This is a genomic window from Bradyrhizobium sp. SZCCT0153, assembly GCF_018129995.1.
GTDB lineage: Bacteria > Pseudomonadota > Alphaproteobacteria > Rhizobiales > Xanthobacteraceae > Bradyrhizobium > Bradyrhizobium japonicum_G.
Window position 1 is genome coordinate 935,044 of sequence record NZ_JAFCKS010000002.1, and the last position, 14,385, is coordinate 949,428.

14 protein-coding genes are annotated in these 14,385 nt (G+C 63.2%); 12 read left to right on the forward strand and 2 right to left on the reverse strand.

The genetic code is table 11. The annotated features are described in order from the left end of the window. Nucleotides 1–273 precede the first annotated feature (273 nt). Nucleotides 274–1,092: a sigma-70 family RNA polymerase sigma factor gene (locus JQ572_RS12000; RefSeq protein ID WP_211383213.1), complete on the forward strand. Its 819-nt coding sequence runs from the start codon at nucleotides 274–276 to the stop codon at nucleotides 1,090–1,092. A 264-nt stretch (nucleotides 1,093–1,356) separates the two neighbouring features. After that, a complete protein-coding gene (locus JQ572_RS12005; protein ID WP_211383214.1) occupies nucleotides 1,357–2,286 on the forward strand; it encodes a helix-turn-helix domain-containing protein in 930 nt (309 codons plus the stop codon). Between the two features lie 28 nt (nucleotides 2,287–2,314). Here JQ572_RS12005 and JQ572_RS12010 read toward each other — a convergent pair whose 3' ends face one another. Further along, nucleotides 2,315–3,256 (reverse strand): catalase family peroxidase, encoded by a 942-nt coding sequence (locus JQ572_RS12010; RefSeq protein ID WP_211383215.1) that lies wholly within the window; start codon nucleotides 3,254–3,256, stop codon nucleotides 2,315–2,317. Between the two features lie 396 nt (nucleotides 3,257–3,652). Next, on the reverse strand, nucleotides 3,653–3,778 hold the full coding sequence (locus JQ572_RS35345; protein ID WP_283814075.1) for a hypothetical protein: 126 nt from the start codon (nucleotides 3,776–3,778) through the stop codon (nucleotides 3,653–3,655). A 94-nt stretch (nucleotides 3,779–3,872) separates the two neighbouring features. On the opposite strand from JQ572_RS35345, the gene JQ572_RS12015 reads away from it, so the two are divergent. The 10 genes from JQ572_RS12015 to JQ572_RS12060 all read left to right on the forward strand — a co-directional run bounded on the left by JQ572_RS12015 (nucleotide 3,873) and on the right by JQ572_RS12060 (nucleotide 14,011). Next, entirely contained in the window at nucleotides 3,873–5,027 is a 1,155-nt protein-coding gene (locus JQ572_RS12015; RefSeq protein WP_211383216.1) for a transporter substrate-binding domain-containing protein, read from the forward strand. A gap of 2 nt (nucleotides 5,028–5,029) precedes the next feature. After that, nucleotides 5,030–5,695, forward strand: coding sequence for an ANTAR domain-containing response regulator (locus tag JQ572_RS12020; protein ID WP_211383217.1), 666 nt, complete (start codon nucleotides 5,030–5,032; stop codon nucleotides 5,693–5,695). 10 nt (nucleotides 5,696–5,705) lie between these two features. Next, nucleotides 5,706–6,947 (forward strand): urea ABC transporter substrate-binding protein, encoded by a 1,242-nt coding sequence (locus tag JQ572_RS12025; protein WP_211383218.1) that lies wholly within the window; start codon nucleotides 5,706–5,708, stop codon nucleotides 6,945–6,947. Between the two features lie 115 nt (nucleotides 6,948–7,062). Next, nucleotides 7,063–7,935 (forward strand): ABC transporter permease subunit, encoded by an 873-nt coding sequence (locus JQ572_RS12030; protein ID WP_148741855.1) that lies wholly within the window; start codon nucleotides 7,063–7,065, stop codon nucleotides 7,933–7,935. A gap of 15 nt (nucleotides 7,936–7,950) precedes the next feature. After that, nucleotides 7,951–9,015 carry a branched-chain amino acid ABC transporter permease gene (locus JQ572_RS12035; protein ID WP_211383219.1) on the forward strand — a complete coding sequence of 355 codons (1,065 nt, stop codon included), beginning with the start codon at nucleotides 7,951–7,953 and terminating at the stop codon, nucleotides 9,013–9,015. After that, nucleotides 9,015–9,731 carry an ABC transporter ATP-binding protein gene (locus JQ572_RS12040; protein WP_211383220.1) on the forward strand — a complete coding sequence of 239 codons (717 nt, stop codon included), beginning with the start codon at nucleotides 9,015–9,017 and terminating at the stop codon, nucleotides 9,729–9,731. The genes JQ572_RS12035 and JQ572_RS12040 overlap by 1 nt, the downstream gene beginning before the upstream one ends. A gap of 1 nt (nucleotide 9,732) precedes the next feature. Further along, nucleotides 9,733–10,452, forward strand: coding sequence for an ABC transporter ATP-binding protein (locus tag JQ572_RS12045; RefSeq protein WP_211383546.1), 720 nt, complete (start codon nucleotides 9,733–9,735; stop codon nucleotides 10,450–10,452). A 32-nt stretch (nucleotides 10,453–10,484) separates the two neighbouring features. Continuing rightward, nucleotides 10,485–11,474, forward strand: a complete 990-nt coding sequence (locus tag JQ572_RS12050; RefSeq protein ID WP_211383221.1) for an acetamidase/formamidase family protein — start codon at nucleotides 10,485–10,487, stop codon at nucleotides 11,472–11,474. Nucleotides 11,475–11,488: 14 nt separating this feature from the next. Further along, nucleotides 11,489–13,228 carry a nitrilase-related carbon-nitrogen hydrolase gene (locus tag JQ572_RS12055; protein WP_211383222.1) on the forward strand — a complete coding sequence of 580 codons (1,740 nt, stop codon included), beginning with the start codon at nucleotides 11,489–11,491 and terminating at the stop codon, nucleotides 13,226–13,228. Between the two features lie 21 nt (nucleotides 13,229–13,249). Next, entirely contained in the window at nucleotides 13,250–14,011 is a 762-nt protein-coding gene (locus tag JQ572_RS12060; RefSeq protein WP_211383223.1) for an SDR family NAD(P)-dependent oxidoreductase, read from the forward strand. Nucleotides 14,012–14,385: the final 374 nt, after the last annotated feature.

Consider the following 14,385-nt stretch of genomic DNA (forward strand, 5'->3'; position numbering starts at 1 on the left):
TCGTACCACCGTCTTTCCCGAAACAGGCGTGTTTTGTCAGATTCTGCTCCAAGGCGCCTCTGCGCACCTGGATGTGATGAACGCGCTGCACGGCGCCTCGGAAGGCGACGCCTGACCGGGACCGGGGCTCGCGGCTCAAGCCCACTTTGTCTGCCGACCGGCCGAACATCCTAGACCAGGGGACTAGAAAGATGAGCCCCTCGTAGGATAGCCCGAACGGCTTCACGCGACGCATCCTCACCGCTATCGCGTCAAAAACAAGCGGAGGGAGCGATGTCCATCACCGAGGGGCGGCAACCAGGGGAAACTGCAAGGTTACGTCGACCTCGGTCGAGAACCTCCTCATCCGGCCACGCGCCGACCCGCCTGGGCGTGAGCCCGTGCAAGGCCGGCAACGGGCCCAAATCGCTGCAAGGACCCTCCAGCGCGGTGATACATGACGAGCTTGTTTTTGCCGTTTGCCGAACCGGGGAGTCGGAACCGGCTCCGGGACGGGAGTCACGCAATCGGGCAATCGATCTCCGCTTTGTGCAGGAAGATGCCTGCGACGAAATGCTGCTCAAAAACGTTGCGGAGGGCGACAAAGCGGCCATGCACATCATTTTTGCTCGCCACCGCGAAAGAGTGTCCCGATTCATTAGACGCCGGGTTCGCAATCCGGCGATCGTCGACGATCTCGTGAGTCAGGTGTTCCTCGATGTGTGGCGCTCCGCGAATCGCTTCGAAAGTCGCGCGCGCGTTTCTACATGGCTGCTCTCGATCGCCCGGTTCAAGGCCATCAGCTCGTGGCGAGAGCGAACGCATGATGATATCGATCAAGTCGATGCGTGTGGAATCGTCGACGTCCGGGATACGCCGGACGTTGCCCTGGACCGCAAGGATACGGAGGGCATCCTGCGCGCATGCATCGACAAGCTCTCCCCCGTCCATCGGGAAATCATCGACCTGTTCTACTATCGCGAAAATTCGGTCGCCGAGGTCAGCGGAATAATCGGCATTCCGCGGGCGACCGTGAAGAGCAGGATCTTTTACGCGCGCAAGCAGCTTGCGAGAATCCTCGTGGATGCGGGTTTCGATGCCAAGTCCGCCTGAGCATGCGCCGGACAAAGCCCTGCCGGGATTTCACAAACGCACGATGGAACCGGCCCCCAGCCCGGTTGTGGCGAGGCCAGAAGGGGCCAAATCTCATTGGAATTGCTTAGAAAATCGTTCGGTCGAAAGCTGATCGAACTCGATCGGCGCAGATGCCGATTCCGTGAGCAAGGCTGGACCGCTGCTTGTCGATCTCCAATAATGAACTCGACTTCATGGGCTCGGTGACCCCGGCGGCTCCAACTCCAGACAAGGCCGACCCATATGGCACAGGCGGGTACCTTCGGACAGAGGGTCAGGCAGCAGTTGCACTTGAGGGATGCGCCGCCCTCGCTGATCACGCGTTCGCGGCGCGGTATCGAACTCGCGGTCACCGAGACGCGGGATGATAACCCCATGCCGGGCCGTTCCGGCTCCGTGGCCGATGAGGCCTATATCGTCAGCCTGAAGCTTCACAATTACCCGGACTGCGAGCTCTGGGATCACGGCAAGTGCGTGATGAAGGCGGATGTCAGGGCCGGTACGACGTATCTGTACGACCTCAGGAGTGATCCGGGGTTCGTTATCGACAAGCCGTTCCATTCCCTCCAGTTTTATCTTCCGCGTTCAGTGCTCGACGGCGTCGTCAAGGAATCCCGTACACGGCCTGTTGGCGATCTTGCCTGTCAGTTCGGCTTCGGCCATGACGACAAGATCATGCGTCATATCGGAGCAGCGCTGTTGGAAGGGCTCAATCGGCCGACCGAGGCGAACCAGCTCTTCATCGATCACATGATGCTCGCATTCACTGCGCACATTGCCCAGTCCTATGGCGGGCTGCAGAGCGTGACCGGATCGGTTCGCGGCGGTCTTGCCCCATGGCAGTTGAAGCGAGCCTGCGAAAAGCTCGACTCCGATCTCGGCGGGACAGTTTCGCTGCAGCAGGTTGCAGCCGAGTTCGGTCTCTCGGTCAGTTATTTTTCGCGCGCGTTTCGTATCTCCACCGGCCTGCCGCCGCACCAATGGCTGCTGCGCCAGCGCGTGAAGGCGGCCATGCAGTTGATGAGCGTGCGGGACCTGCCGCTGTCCGAAATTGCGATCGCCGTCGGATTTGCCAACCAAAGCCACTTTACGAAAGTGTTTTCGGCGCAGGTCGGCGTTAGTCCGGCAACATGGCGTCGCGAATCACTGGACATCAAGGAAAGCGAGAAGTGATTCAGAGGATGCCAGACCCGTCCTCTGGTCAACGACGCTTCGCCAGCGAGATTGCATAGGCGGCGCTGCGCGCCGCGAAGATCTCATCGGGCGGATGGGCAACGCCTTCGGCGAGATTTGCCGGATTGAAGACGGAGCCGTCGCACGTTTCGTCTGGCTCGAGGCCAGTGATCACGATCGTCCCCAGCCGAACCTCTTCGCGATTGTCCTCGTCGGGCCATCGGATGGTCACGTCCATGGTGGGATCGCCGGGACGATCGAGCAGCGCCATCACGCTGAAGCGGACGTCGCCGCTGGTGACCCGGCGCTCCAGGTCGTCGTGCAGGAAATTGGCAGACTTCGCCGTGACTTCGCTCTTCGCCGGCGCAACCTCTACGCCGACGGGTGCGACCTTGAACTTGATGAACCTCGTTTCGCCCGACGAATTCGTCACCGGAAATGAGTGCACGCCCCAGTAGGTCGTGCCGGCAAAACTCCGGGGTAGCGGATGCGCGGCGATGTAACTGGCCTGATGCAGCGTTTCGGGATTGGCGGCGGAGAATGCCTTGACCCTCTCCATATCCGGACTGCCGTCTGGTCCGGGAATGCGCGCCTCGAGGAAAGCCAGCATCTGGTCGAGCGTCTTCGCAAAATGCACGGGAGCACTTTGCGCAAGCATGTCGGAGCGGTGGTGAATGTCTCCGAGCCTGAGGCTCAAGCCGCGCAGCACGAGGTTGTCGGTATCCGCGACATTGGGATCGCCGCGGCCGACCGAGAAGCGCGCCAGCACGCGCGATGGTCTCGTGAAGCTCCGGGATCTCGTAATTTCCTCCGCCCGATCCGACGGAACATAGGTGCCGCGCACGCATCTGCCCTTGGCAAAGCTTGCGCGCCCCCTGGGCGGATCACCGGCGACCGCTTTCAGGGCATCGACGATCGCCACGAGCGTGGCGGTCGGAAGTTGGGACCTTGGGAGATCTGGGGATGACACCGCAACGATCTAGCGGACCTGCCGCCTCGTGACTCCAGAGCGATTGCTGCGATTACAGTGCGATTGCTGCTAACGCCGGTGCCGCAATCGCTCGGCGTCGCTGCCGGAGGCTCAGGACACGCAACAGGGCATTGGGTTCCCTTCGTGTAATTGGGTTCCCTTCGTGTAAGGTCGTCCTGCAATTCCTGCAAGGAATGGAAGCTAGTCTAGTCACCGCGCGAGCGCCGAGCTTTCGCGGGATGAGCATGAGTCCAGATCTTCGCTTCCACGCCTCGGCGGACCTGCGTGACTGGCAACAACGACGTGTGCGTCAATGCGTCATCAGGTCAGGGAAGAGCCATGCCGGCCGCCTTGGTAGGCCCTTTCTGCGGACATGAACCACCTTGCACAGTTTTGCTACAGGCCGGCACGAATTGCGGCAATCTCCGCTGCAACAACGCGCTTGACATAATATCCGATCTCAACGACCGTATGCTGCGAGCGTAGGGCAAGACGGCCCATCAACGCGGTGAGTTCAACCATTTCCAACGCCACGCTTTTATCGCGTGTTCGGTTGGCGGCGAGGGCGCCCTCGGCTTCACAGCCGGCGGGCGCTTTTTTTGTTTTGGATCGAGTGATGACGCAGAAGCGGTATCGAATTGGCGTGATGTTCTCGACGACGGGCTCCTACAGCGTCGTCGCGCGCTCGATCCTCAATGGCGCGTTGCTGGCCTTCCAGGAGGTCAATGCGAGTGGTGGCGACATCGAGCTGGAGCCGGTCGTGGTCAATCCGTCCGGCGACCTCGCGCGCTATCGTTCGCTCAGCCTCGAGCTGCTCGGTTCCGGCATCCGTCAGGTGGTCGGCTGCTACACCTCGTCGAGCCGCAAGGAGGTGATCCCGTGCTTCGAGAAGTTCGACGGGCTGTTGTGGTATCCCTCCCACTACGAGGGCTTCGAGAGCTCCGATAACGTCATCTACACCGGTGCCGCCCCTAACCAGCACGTGTTGCCGCTGGTCGATTATCTAGCCTCCCGGGTCGGCTCGCGCGCCTTCTGCATCGGCTCCAACTACATCTGGGCCTGGGAGAACAACCGCATTTTCCGCGAGGCGCTGATTGCACGCGGCGGCACCGTGCTCGCCGAGCGCTATCTTTCGGTCGGCGATACCGAGGTCGACCAGGTCATTGCCGCGATCATCGACCAGCGCCCGGACTTCGTCTTCAACAATCTGATCGGCACCAGCGCCTATGCCTTCTTCCGCGCATTCCGGGCCGCTTGCCGCGTGCGCGGTATCGATCAGGCCGCCGAAATTCCCGTTGCGAGCTGCACGCTGTCGGAACCGGAATTGCCGGAGATCGGACCCGATGCAGTCGACGGACACCTCTCGTCGAGCGTCTATTTCTCGTCGCTGAATTCACCTGAGAATGCCGCCTTCATCGATGCCTACACGAAGTCCTTTCCGGCCGGACCGGTCTCGTCGGCCGATGCGGAGTCGTCCTACATCGCCGTCAAGCTGCTCGCGGCGGCATTGCTGCAGGCCGGCACCGACGACGCGCGCACGGTGCGCGCCGCCGTGGCGGATCAACGGCTGCGTGCGCCGCAAGGCGAGGTCCGCATCGACCGGCAGACCTTTCACGCCTGGCTCACGCCGCGGATCGGCCGTTCGGCCGCCAACGGGCAATTCGAGGTGCTGCTGGAATCCCGCGAGCCGATCGCGCCCGATCCCTATCTCGTCCAGTCGTCGCCGCGCTTTGCCAGCGCGATGCGCACTCCGCTGTTGAAGGTGGTGTAATCATGAGCTCCCGATTGCTGCAGAACTTCAAGGGCGGCCGCGCCATCGTCGTGACACGGCGAGGCGGATGGGAAAGCACGCTCGAAACGACGCTCGCCAAGCTCGGTGTTTCCACTGAATATCCTGAAATCATCGACGGCCGTGCGCAGATCGACGTTGCGAGCCTCCAGGCCGACCGCGACATCCTGTTCGTCGACGGCGATCTCGAAGGCGCTGTCGCCATCGAGGTCAACCCGGCCTCGCGGCTGCCGCCGGTGCCGGTGATCGGCCTCGTCGGCGTCGAGGCGCCAAGTCGTCTGAAGGCGCTCGTCAATATTGGTGCGACCTCGTTCCTGCGCAAGCCGGTGCATGGCGGCGCGGTCTACACATCCCTGTTTATGGGCATCAACCAATTCCTGCTGCGCGCCGAAATGAACGATCGCCTGCAGGACCTCGAAGAGCGCCGCCGCGGCCGCCGCGCGGTGATCCGGGCCGTGATCCTGCTGATGCAGCGGGGCGGCCTCGACGAGGAAGGTGCCTATTCCCAGCTCCGTCGCGAAAGCATGCGCGCGCGGCAGAACATGGAACTCTACTGCGAGGAGTTCCTGAGCAAGCGGGCGAAGCCGCCCGACACGTCCGGCCGCACGACCGGCATCACGCTGCAAGGCGGCAACAAGCAAGCCATCTAGGAGAAGCAAAATGAGCAAGTCTGTATTGCGGGGGCTGCGCGCCGCAGCCCTCACGGGGACGCTTGTCCTCGCGTCAAGCCTGGCGCTCGCGGCGGAAAACCCGATCAAGATGGGCGTGCTGGAGGATCAGTCCGGCGACTTCGCCGCAGCCACGATCGGCAAGGTCCACGCCATCCAGCTCGCCGCCGATGAGATCAACAAGGCCGGCGGCATCATGGGTCGGCCGCTCGAGCTCGTTCCTTACGACACGCAATCCGACAACACCCGCTACCAGGAGTTCATGCGGCGCGTGCTCCAGCGCGACAAGGTCGACGTCGTGTTCGCCGGATTTTCCTCGGCCTCGCGCGAAGCGTATCGGCCGATCGTCGATCAGTTCAACGGCTTCGCCTTCTACAACAACCAGTACGAAGGCGGCGTTTGCGACGGCCACATGATCGTAACCGGCGCCGTGCCGGAGCAGCAGTTCTCCACGCTCATTCCCTACATGATGGAGAAGTACGGCAAGAACGTCTACACGCTCGCCGCCGACTACAATTTCGGCCAGATCTCGGCGGAATGGGTACGCAAGATCGTCAAGGAGAACGGCGGCAAGATGGCCGGCGAGGAGTTCATCCCGCTCGGCGTGTCGCAGTTCTCGCAGAGCATCCAGAACATCCAGAAGGCCAAGCCGGACTTCGTGGTCACGCTGCTGGTCGGCACCGCGCAGGCCTCCTATTACGAACAGGCGGCCTCCGCCAACGTCAACCTGCCGATGGCGTCCTCGGTCAACGTCGGCCAGGGCTACGAGCACAAGCGCTTCAAGCCGCCGAGCCTGAAGGACATGTACGTCACCACCAACTACATCGAGGAGATCGACTCGCCCAAGAGCAAGGAGTTCTACGCCAAGTTCAAGGCCAAGTTCCCGAGCGAGCCTTATGTGAACCAGGAGGCGGAGAATTCCTATCTCGCCGTCTATCTCTACAAGCAGATGGTGGAGCGGGCGAAGTCGACCAAGCGCGAGGACATCCGCAAGGTGATCGCGATGGGTGACGTCTGCATGGATGCGCCGGAAGGCAAGGTCTGCATCGACCCGAAGAGCCAGCACATGTCGCACACGATCTATCTCGCCAAGGTCGGCGCCGATCACTCGATCTCCTTCCCGAAGACCTGGGAGGACATCAAGCCGTACTGGCTGGGTGAGGCCGGCTGTGATCTCACCAAGAAAGATCCGATGGCGCAGTACACGCCGTCGAATCCGCCGCCGAAACCCTGACCCGGCGGCTGATCGCTCCGGCCCTCCCGGCACGCCTCCGGTGTTGCCGGCGGGCCGGGGCGATCACGGACATCTGCGACGGCAATTTTGCGTCTTCCCTCAGACTGGTTGGTTCATGGACATCGCGACCCACGTCTTTTCGGCGCTCTATCAATTTGGTGACGCCTTCGCGTTCCTGGTGCTGTCAGCTTGCGGGCTCGCGGTGATCTTCGGCATGATGGGCGTGATCAATCTCGCCCATGGCGAGTTCATCATGTGCGGGGCCTACGTTACCGCCGCGACCGTGCATGCCGGCCTGCCGTTGCCGCTGGGGATTCTGGCGGGAACGGTCGTGTCCGCGCTGGTCGGCGTGCTGGTCGAGCTCGCGGTCATCCGCCATCTCTATGACCGGCCGCTCGACACCATCGTCGCCACCTGGGGGCTCAGCCTGATCGCCACGCAGGGCACGCTGATCATGGTCGGCTCGACCATGGCGGGTGTCGGTACGCCGTTCGGCAGTTTCCAGGTCGGTGACTACTCCTATTCGATCTACCGCATCGTGCTGTTCTGTGCCGCACTCGGCGTACTCGCCGCGCTCTATGCGTTGTTCAACTGGACGCGCTTCGGCGTGCTGGCGCGGGCGACCATCCAGGTGCCGCACATGGCGGCCGCCCTCGGCGTCGATACGCGCCTGATCTACAGCCTCACCTTCGCCTGCGGCGCAGGGCTGGCGGGCCTTGCCGGCGGGCTCTATGCGCCGACCATGACGCTGGTGCCGACCATGGGCGCAACCTTCATCATGGAGGCCTTCGTCACGGTCGTGATCGGCGGTGCCGACGTCTTCCTCGGCACGGCCCCCGCCGGCGGCCTGCTTGCGATCGTGAAGTCGGGGATGACGTCCTGGCAAGGACAGTTGTTCGGCCAGATCGGCCTTCTGGTTGCCGTCATCATCGTCGTCCGGGTTTTGCCGAAAGGCATCTCCGGCTTCGTGCTGCGCGAACGCACCTGACGGAGTAATGGCGCCGTGACCGGTTTCGTTTCCTTGTTTCGCCGTCTTGAAGGGCCGCAGACCGTCGGTCGCGGTCCGGCCTTCTGGAGCCTGTTTGCAATCGTGCTCGCGATTGGGCTTGCCTATCCGCTGTTCAGCGACGGCTATACGGTCGGCAACACCGTCTACTTCTTCGTCTGGGTGTTCATCGCGCTCAGCCTTTGCCTGATTTGGGGTTATGGCGGCTCGCTGTCCTTCGGGCAGACTGCGTTCTTCGGCATTGCGGGCTACGGATACGGCGTTCTGACCCTTAACTTCGGCGCGGCCTATGGCTTTACGCTGGTCGCCTTTGTTGCCGCGATTGCGATTGCAGCGCTGTTCGCTGTCCTGCTCGGCTATTTCATGTTCTTCGGCCGCATCGCCGGCGTCTTCCTCGGCATCGTCACGCTCGCCGTGACATTGATGCTCGAGCGCTTCATGGCGCAGACCGCCGGGCCGGAATGGCATATCGGCAGCGCGCGGCTCAACGGCTTCAACGGCATGAGCGCGATGCCGCCTCTGACCATCCCCTGGCCGGGCCAACCGATCGTGCTGTTCGCCGATGTCGGGCTCTACTATTTCGTGCTCGGCCTTCTTGTCTTCGTCTATCTCGCGTTGCGTATCCTGATGAACTCGTCGTTCGGCAATGTCATCGTCGCGATCCGCGAGAACCCTGAAAGGGCGGAGATGCTGGGCTATGACATCCGCAAATATCAGCTCATCACTTTCGTCATCGGCGCCGCGCTCGCGGGGATATCGGGCGTACTCTATACGGCGTGGGGGCAGTACATCACGCCGTCGAGCATGGGCATGACGGCGGCGGCGCTGCCGCTGATCTGGGTCGCCGTTGGCGGCCGCAGCGATCTGACCTCGACCGTGGTCGGCACGCTGGTGGTGCTTGCCGCATTCCAGGCGCTCACGATCTACGGCAGCCAATATGCGCTCGTGTTCATGGGCGTGCTGCTGGTGCTGACTGTCCTGATCGCCCCGAACGGCTTGGTGCTCGGCGCAATGAACTGGCTCGGACGGCTTGCCGCGCGCCTGACGCGGAGGGCTGGCTGATGTCGCTGCTCGAGCTGCGCAAATTGAACAAGCACTTCGGCGGCCTGCACGTCACCAACGCGGTAGATCTCTCGCTCGAGCCCGGCGAGATTCATTGCCTGATCGGGCCGAACGGCGCCGGCAAGAGCACGCTGTTCCGTCTCATTCTCGGCGAGCACCATCCCGGCAGCGGCGAGATTCTCTTCGCCGGAGAGAACATCACGGCGCTGAAGTCGTTCGCGCGGATTCACCGCGGCCTGTCGGTCAAGTTCCAGGTGCCGGGCGTCTTCAAGGGCCTGTCCGTCCGCCAGAACCTCGAGATTGCACTCCAGAGCCACCATCGCGGCGCCGAGCTCGAAGCCGAGATCGTGAGGCTGCTTGGCTTCCTCGGCCTCGAATCCGAGCAGGCGCAGAGGGCGGGGAATCTCAGCCACGGCCAGAAGCAATGGCTGGAGATCGGCATGGCGATCAGCCTGAAGCCGCGCCTGCTGCTGCTGGACGAGCCGACCGCCGGCATGTCGCCGGAAGAGACCCACATGACCGGCGAGATGGTGCAGCGGCTCAATGCAGACGGCATGACCGTGCTGGCGATCGAGCATGACATGGCGTTCGTTCGCCAGGTTGCCCAGCGTGTCACCGTGCTGCATCTCGGCCAGGTCTTCGCGCAAGGCTCGATCGACGAGATCGTGGCCGACGAGCGCGTGGCGGCGATCTATCTGGGGCAGGCTCATGCTTGATATGCCGCGCAAGGAAGTCATCCTCTCGACGCTGGCCTTACGTGCCGGCTATGGCGGCAAGCCGGTGCTCCAGGGCCTCGAGATCGAGGTGCGGGAAGGCGAGATCGTCGCCGTCATCGGACGCAACGGCGTCGGCAAGTCGACGCTGATGAAGAGCCTGATCGGGCTCGTGCCGTCGATGAGCGGCTCGATCGTCTATCGCGGCGAAGCCGTGGAATCGCTGCCGCCGCACAAGCGGGCGCGCCTCGGCATGGGGTATGTACCGCAGGGGCGCGATGTGTTTCCGCGTCTGACCGTCGGCGAGAATGTCGCGGTGGGTGCCGCCATCAAGGGCGGCGGCATTCCCGAGGCGGGCCGGCGCAAGATCGTCGAGGCTTTCCCGATCCTCGAAGAGCGCTGGAGTCAGCGCGCCGGTACGATGTCCGGAGGACAGCAGCAGCAGCTCGCGATCGGACGCGTCCTGATCGCCGATCCCAATCTGATCCTGCTCGACGAACCCTCCGAGGGCATTCAGCCGAACATCGTCCAGGACATCGCGCGCAACATGGTCGAGCTCAACCGCAGGACCGGCGTGACCATCATCCTGGTCGAGCAGAATCTCGACATGATCCGCGCCATGGCGCAGCGCTGCTACGTCATGGACAAGGGGCGCATCGTCGCAAGTCTCGACCGGTCCGCGCTCGACGACGAGGCGGAGATGCGCCGCCATCTGGCAGTTTGAAAAAAACGACGCCCAACCAAGGAGAAACGGCAATGGCCTGGCAAAACGATTCCATCATGGCACGCAAAGGCGTCGCCAGGGGCGAGCGTGGCAAGCAGTACACCATCACCGAAAGCGAGCAGGGCAAGTACCACTACGTCTACGGCCCCTATGTGAATCCTGTGCTGACCGTCGATCCCGGCGCGGTCGTTTCCGCCGAGACGCATGATGCGTTCGAAGGCGCGATCAAGCACGAGACCGACAGCCCGTCGAATATCCTCAATTTCCCTTTCCTCAATCCGCAGAACGGACCGATCCACGTCAACGGCGCCGAGAAGGGCGACGTGCTCGCGGTCTACATCGAGAGCATCGTGCCGCGTGGGCCGCAGCCGTGCGGCACCACCGTGGTCATGCCGGATTTCGGCGGCCTGGTCTCGACCGGCCAGACCGCGCTGCTCAATCCGGCGCTGCCCGAGCGCGTCAAGAAGCTCGTGATCGACGCCAAGACAGGCACGAAGTGGAACGACAAGATCACGCTGCCCTATGAACCCTTCATCGGTACCATAGGCACCTCGCCGGAGATCGAGGCGATCTCGTCGCTGGTCCCGGACTATTACGGCGGCAACATGGACCTGCCCGACGTCGGCGTAGGCGCCGTCATCTACCTGCCGGTCAACACCAAGGGCGCACTGCTCTATCTCGGCGACTGTCATGCGGCACAAGGCGACGGCGAGCTCTGCGGCGTCGCCATCGAGCATCCGACGGTGACGACGGTGCAGATCGACCTGATCAAGGGGTGGACCATTGCCTGGCCGCGGCTCGAGACCAAGGATTTCATCATGACCATCGGCTCGGCGAGGCCGATGGAGGATGCAGCCCGCATCGCCTATCGCGAGCTCTGCCGCTGGATGGCGGCCGACTACGGCTTCGACGAGATCGACGCCTACATGCTCCTGACCCAGGCTGGACGCGTCCGTGTCGGCAACATGGTGGATCCAAAGTACACGCTCGGCGCCTCCATCAAGAAGTCATTTCTGGTTTGAGGGCCGGTCAGCTCATGTCAGGAACCCATAAGGTCGCCGCCGTCCAGTTCGAGCCGACCATGTTCGAGAAGGAGCGCAACATTGCGCGCCTGCTCGAACTCTGCGAGCAGGCGGCGGCGGCCGGTGCAAGGCTCATCGTCACGCCGGAAATGGGAACGACCGGCTATTGCTGGTTCGACCGCGCCGAGGTCGCGTCGTTCGTCGAGACGATCCCCGGGCCGACCACAAATCGTTTTGCCGCGCTGGCGCGCAAGCACGACTGCTACATCGTGGTCGGCATGCCCGAGGTCGACGAGGACGGCATCTACTTCAACACGGCCGTCCTGATCGGGCCGGACGGCGTTGTCGGTCGCCACCGCAAGACGCATCCCTACATTTCCGAGCCGAAATGGGCGGCGGCAGGCGACCTGCACAATCAGGTGTTCGAGACGCCGATCGGGCGGATCGCGCTGCTGATCTGCATGGACATCCATTTCGTGGAGACCGCGCGGCTGATGGCGCTCGGCGGTGCGGACGTCATCTGCCACATCTCGAACTGGCTGGCGGAGCGTACGCCGGCGCCGTACTGGCTCAGCCGGGCATTCGAGAACGGCTGCTACGTCATCGAAAGCAATCGATGGGGACTGGAACGCACGGTGCAGTTCAGCGGCGGCAGCTGCGTGATCACACCGGACGGGCAGGTCGCGGCCGTGCTCGATAAGGGCGATGGGGTGCTGCTGTCGGAGATCGATCTCGACGTCGCACGCGCGCGCCGCGTGCTCGGCGAGACCGTGTTCGCGCAGCGGCGGCCGGAGCTCTATCCGGAGCTGCTCACCGATACCTTCAGCTGGAATCCGCGCGACTTCTTCGGTCTCTACGGCCACGAGCCGTGGCCGGCCGGGAAAACGTCGCGGGTCAGCGTTGCGCAATTTGCACCCGGCGACGATTTCAACCAGAACCTCGAGGAGATCGCGGCACTCGCGCGCAAGGCCCGCGCCGACGGCGCTGAGCTCGTCGTCTTCCCGGAGCTCGCGGTGACAGGGCTCGGCGATCCCGCGAGATCGGCGCAGCCGATACCGGGCCCCGTGACGAATCGCCTTGAGGAACTCGCAGAGGAACTGGGTCTCTATCTCGTCTGCGGCCTGGCCGAACGTGCAGCCGATATCCTCTACAACAGCGCCTGCCTGGTGTCGCCGGATGGGGACGTCTCGGTCTATCGCAAGACGCATCTGGCGGCCGACGAGCGAAGCTGGGCCACCGCCGGCGATGGCTGGACCGTCGTCGACACGCCGATTGGCCGTATCGGACTGTTGATCGGTCACGATGCGTCTTTCCCGGAAGCGGGCCGGGTGCTGGCGCTGCGCGGCTGCGATCTCATCGCATGCCCCGCCGCGATCAAGGGACGCTTCAGTTCGTCGCATACCGGCACGGAGGTGCTACAGCCAAAGCCGGTTCCGACCGGCCCCGATCCGCATCACTGGCATCATTTCCGCGTTCGCGCCGGCGAAAACAACCTGTTCTTCGCCTTCGCCAATATTGTCGATCCTGAACGCGGCTATCCCGGGCTGAGCGGCGTCTTCGGTCCTGACACGTTTTCCTTTCCGCGCCGGGAGGCAATCGCGGCCGGCGGTACGGGCCTTGCAACCGCGCTGGTCGACACCACCAATCTTGACAGCGTCTATCCCACCAACGTGGTGCGGCGAAAGGATCTGGTGTCGATGCGCATGCCGCACAGCTATCGTGGACTGGTCAAGGCGGCTGTGACCAACTACTGAACCAAGAAAAGGAATTTGGCCATGGATCTGGGACTCAAGGGAGCCAAGGTACTCGTCACGGGAAGCACCAAGGGAATCGGCCGCGCGATCGCCGAGACATTCGCCGCCGAAGGCGCTGATGTCGGGGTGTGCTCCCGCAATCTGGCCGAGGTCGAGAGCACGGTCGCCGCACTCAAGACCAGGGGCGTCGCGGCCTATGGCGGCGCCGTCGACGTCGCCGACGCGGCCGTACTGAAGGCCTGGGTCGGGGATATGGCGGCAAAGCTCGGCGGCATCGACGTCGTCGTCGCCAATGTCAGCGCGCTTGCGATCGGGCAGGACGACGAAAGCTGGGAGAAGGAATTCTCGACCGACATGATGGGCACGGTCCGGCTGGTGAATGCGTCCATGCCCTATCTTGAGAAGAGCGCGGCTGGCGCGATCGTCACCATATCGAGCGTCTCAGGGCGCGAGGTCGATTTCGCCGCCGGTCCCTACGGCACCTTCAAGGCAGCGATCATCCACTACACCCAGGGACTCGCCAATCAGCTCGCGGGGAAGAATATCCGCGCCAACTCGGTCTCCCCAGGCAATACCTATTTCGACGGCGGGGTCTGGAACATGATCAAGGACAACAATCCCGAGCTCTACAAGACGGCGCTGGCACTCAACCCAACGGGGCGGATGGGTACGCCACAGGAAATGGCCAACGCCGTAGTGTTTCTCGCCAGCCGCGCGGCCAGCTTCATCACCGGGACGAACCTCGTTGTCGATGGCGCACTCACGCGTGGGGTGCAGTTGTAGGAAAACGCGGCGGCGTTTGCCTCGTGTTGGCCCTCGCTAACAGCCGTTTCCGGCCCTTCGCGTTGGGGCACGCAGCTTCACGCCGTCAGCGAACCACGCGAGGAACGTGGAGTTTGAACGGGCGTGGTCCGCATCGGCGTACTGGATTTCTCCGAGGCCGTGGGGGCGGCGTCCCGAAGGCATAGCCGCATCGGCGTCGGTGAGACGTATCACCAGCCGGCCGATCGTGCTCTAGCCTGAGCCGGACTCTCCAACCAGGCCGAGCGTCTCGCCGCGCCGGATTTCGAAGCCCACATTCTTCGCGGCTGCGACCTCGGCCTCCGAGCTGAACAGTCGTTGCCACGATAGGTCTTCGCAAGTCCATTCGCCGCACA

Coding starts and splice junctions, on each gene's coding strand:
- JQ572_RS12060 (WP_211383223.1), top strand. CDS start 13,250: ATGGATCTGGGACTCAAGGGAGCCAAGGTACTCGTCACGGGAAGCACC.
- JQ572_RS12000 (WP_211383213.1), top strand. CDS start 274: ATGTCCATCACCGAGGGGCGGCAACCAGGGGAAACTGCAAGGTTACGT.
- JQ572_RS12040 (WP_211383220.1), top strand. CDS start 9,015: ATGTCGCTGCTCGAGCTGCGCAAATTGAACAAGCACTTCGGCGGCCTG.
- JQ572_RS12045 (WP_211383546.1), top strand. CDS start 9,733: ATGCCGCGCAAGGAAGTCATCCTCTCGACGCTGGCCTTACGTGCCGGC.
- JQ572_RS12015 (WP_211383216.1), top strand. CDS start 3,873: ATGACGCAGAAGCGGTATCGAATTGGCGTGATGTTCTCGACGACGGGC.
- JQ572_RS12050 (WP_211383221.1), top strand. CDS start 10,485: ATGGCCTGGCAAAACGATTCCATCATGGCACGCAAAGGCGTCGCCAGG.
- JQ572_RS12025 (WP_211383218.1), top strand. CDS start 5,706: ATGAGCAAGTCTGTATTGCGGGGGCTGCGCGCCGCAGCCCTCACGGGG.
- JQ572_RS12055 (WP_211383222.1), top strand. CDS start 11,489: ATGTCAGGAACCCATAAGGTCGCCGCCGTCCAGTTCGAGCCGACCATG.
- JQ572_RS12020 (WP_211383217.1), top strand. CDS start 5,030: ATGAGCTCCCGATTGCTGCAGAACTTCAAGGGCGGCCGCGCCATCGTC.
- JQ572_RS12030 (WP_148741855.1), top strand. CDS start 7,063: ATGGACATCGCGACCCACGTCTTTTCGGCGCTCTATCAATTTGGTGAC.
- JQ572_RS35345 (WP_283814075.1), bottom strand. CDS start 3,778: ATGGTTGAACTCACCGCGTTGATGGGCCGTCTTGCCCTACGCTCGCAG.
- JQ572_RS12005 (WP_211383214.1), top strand. CDS start 1,357: ATGGCACAGGCGGGTACCTTCGGACAGAGGGTCAGGCAGCAGTTGCAC.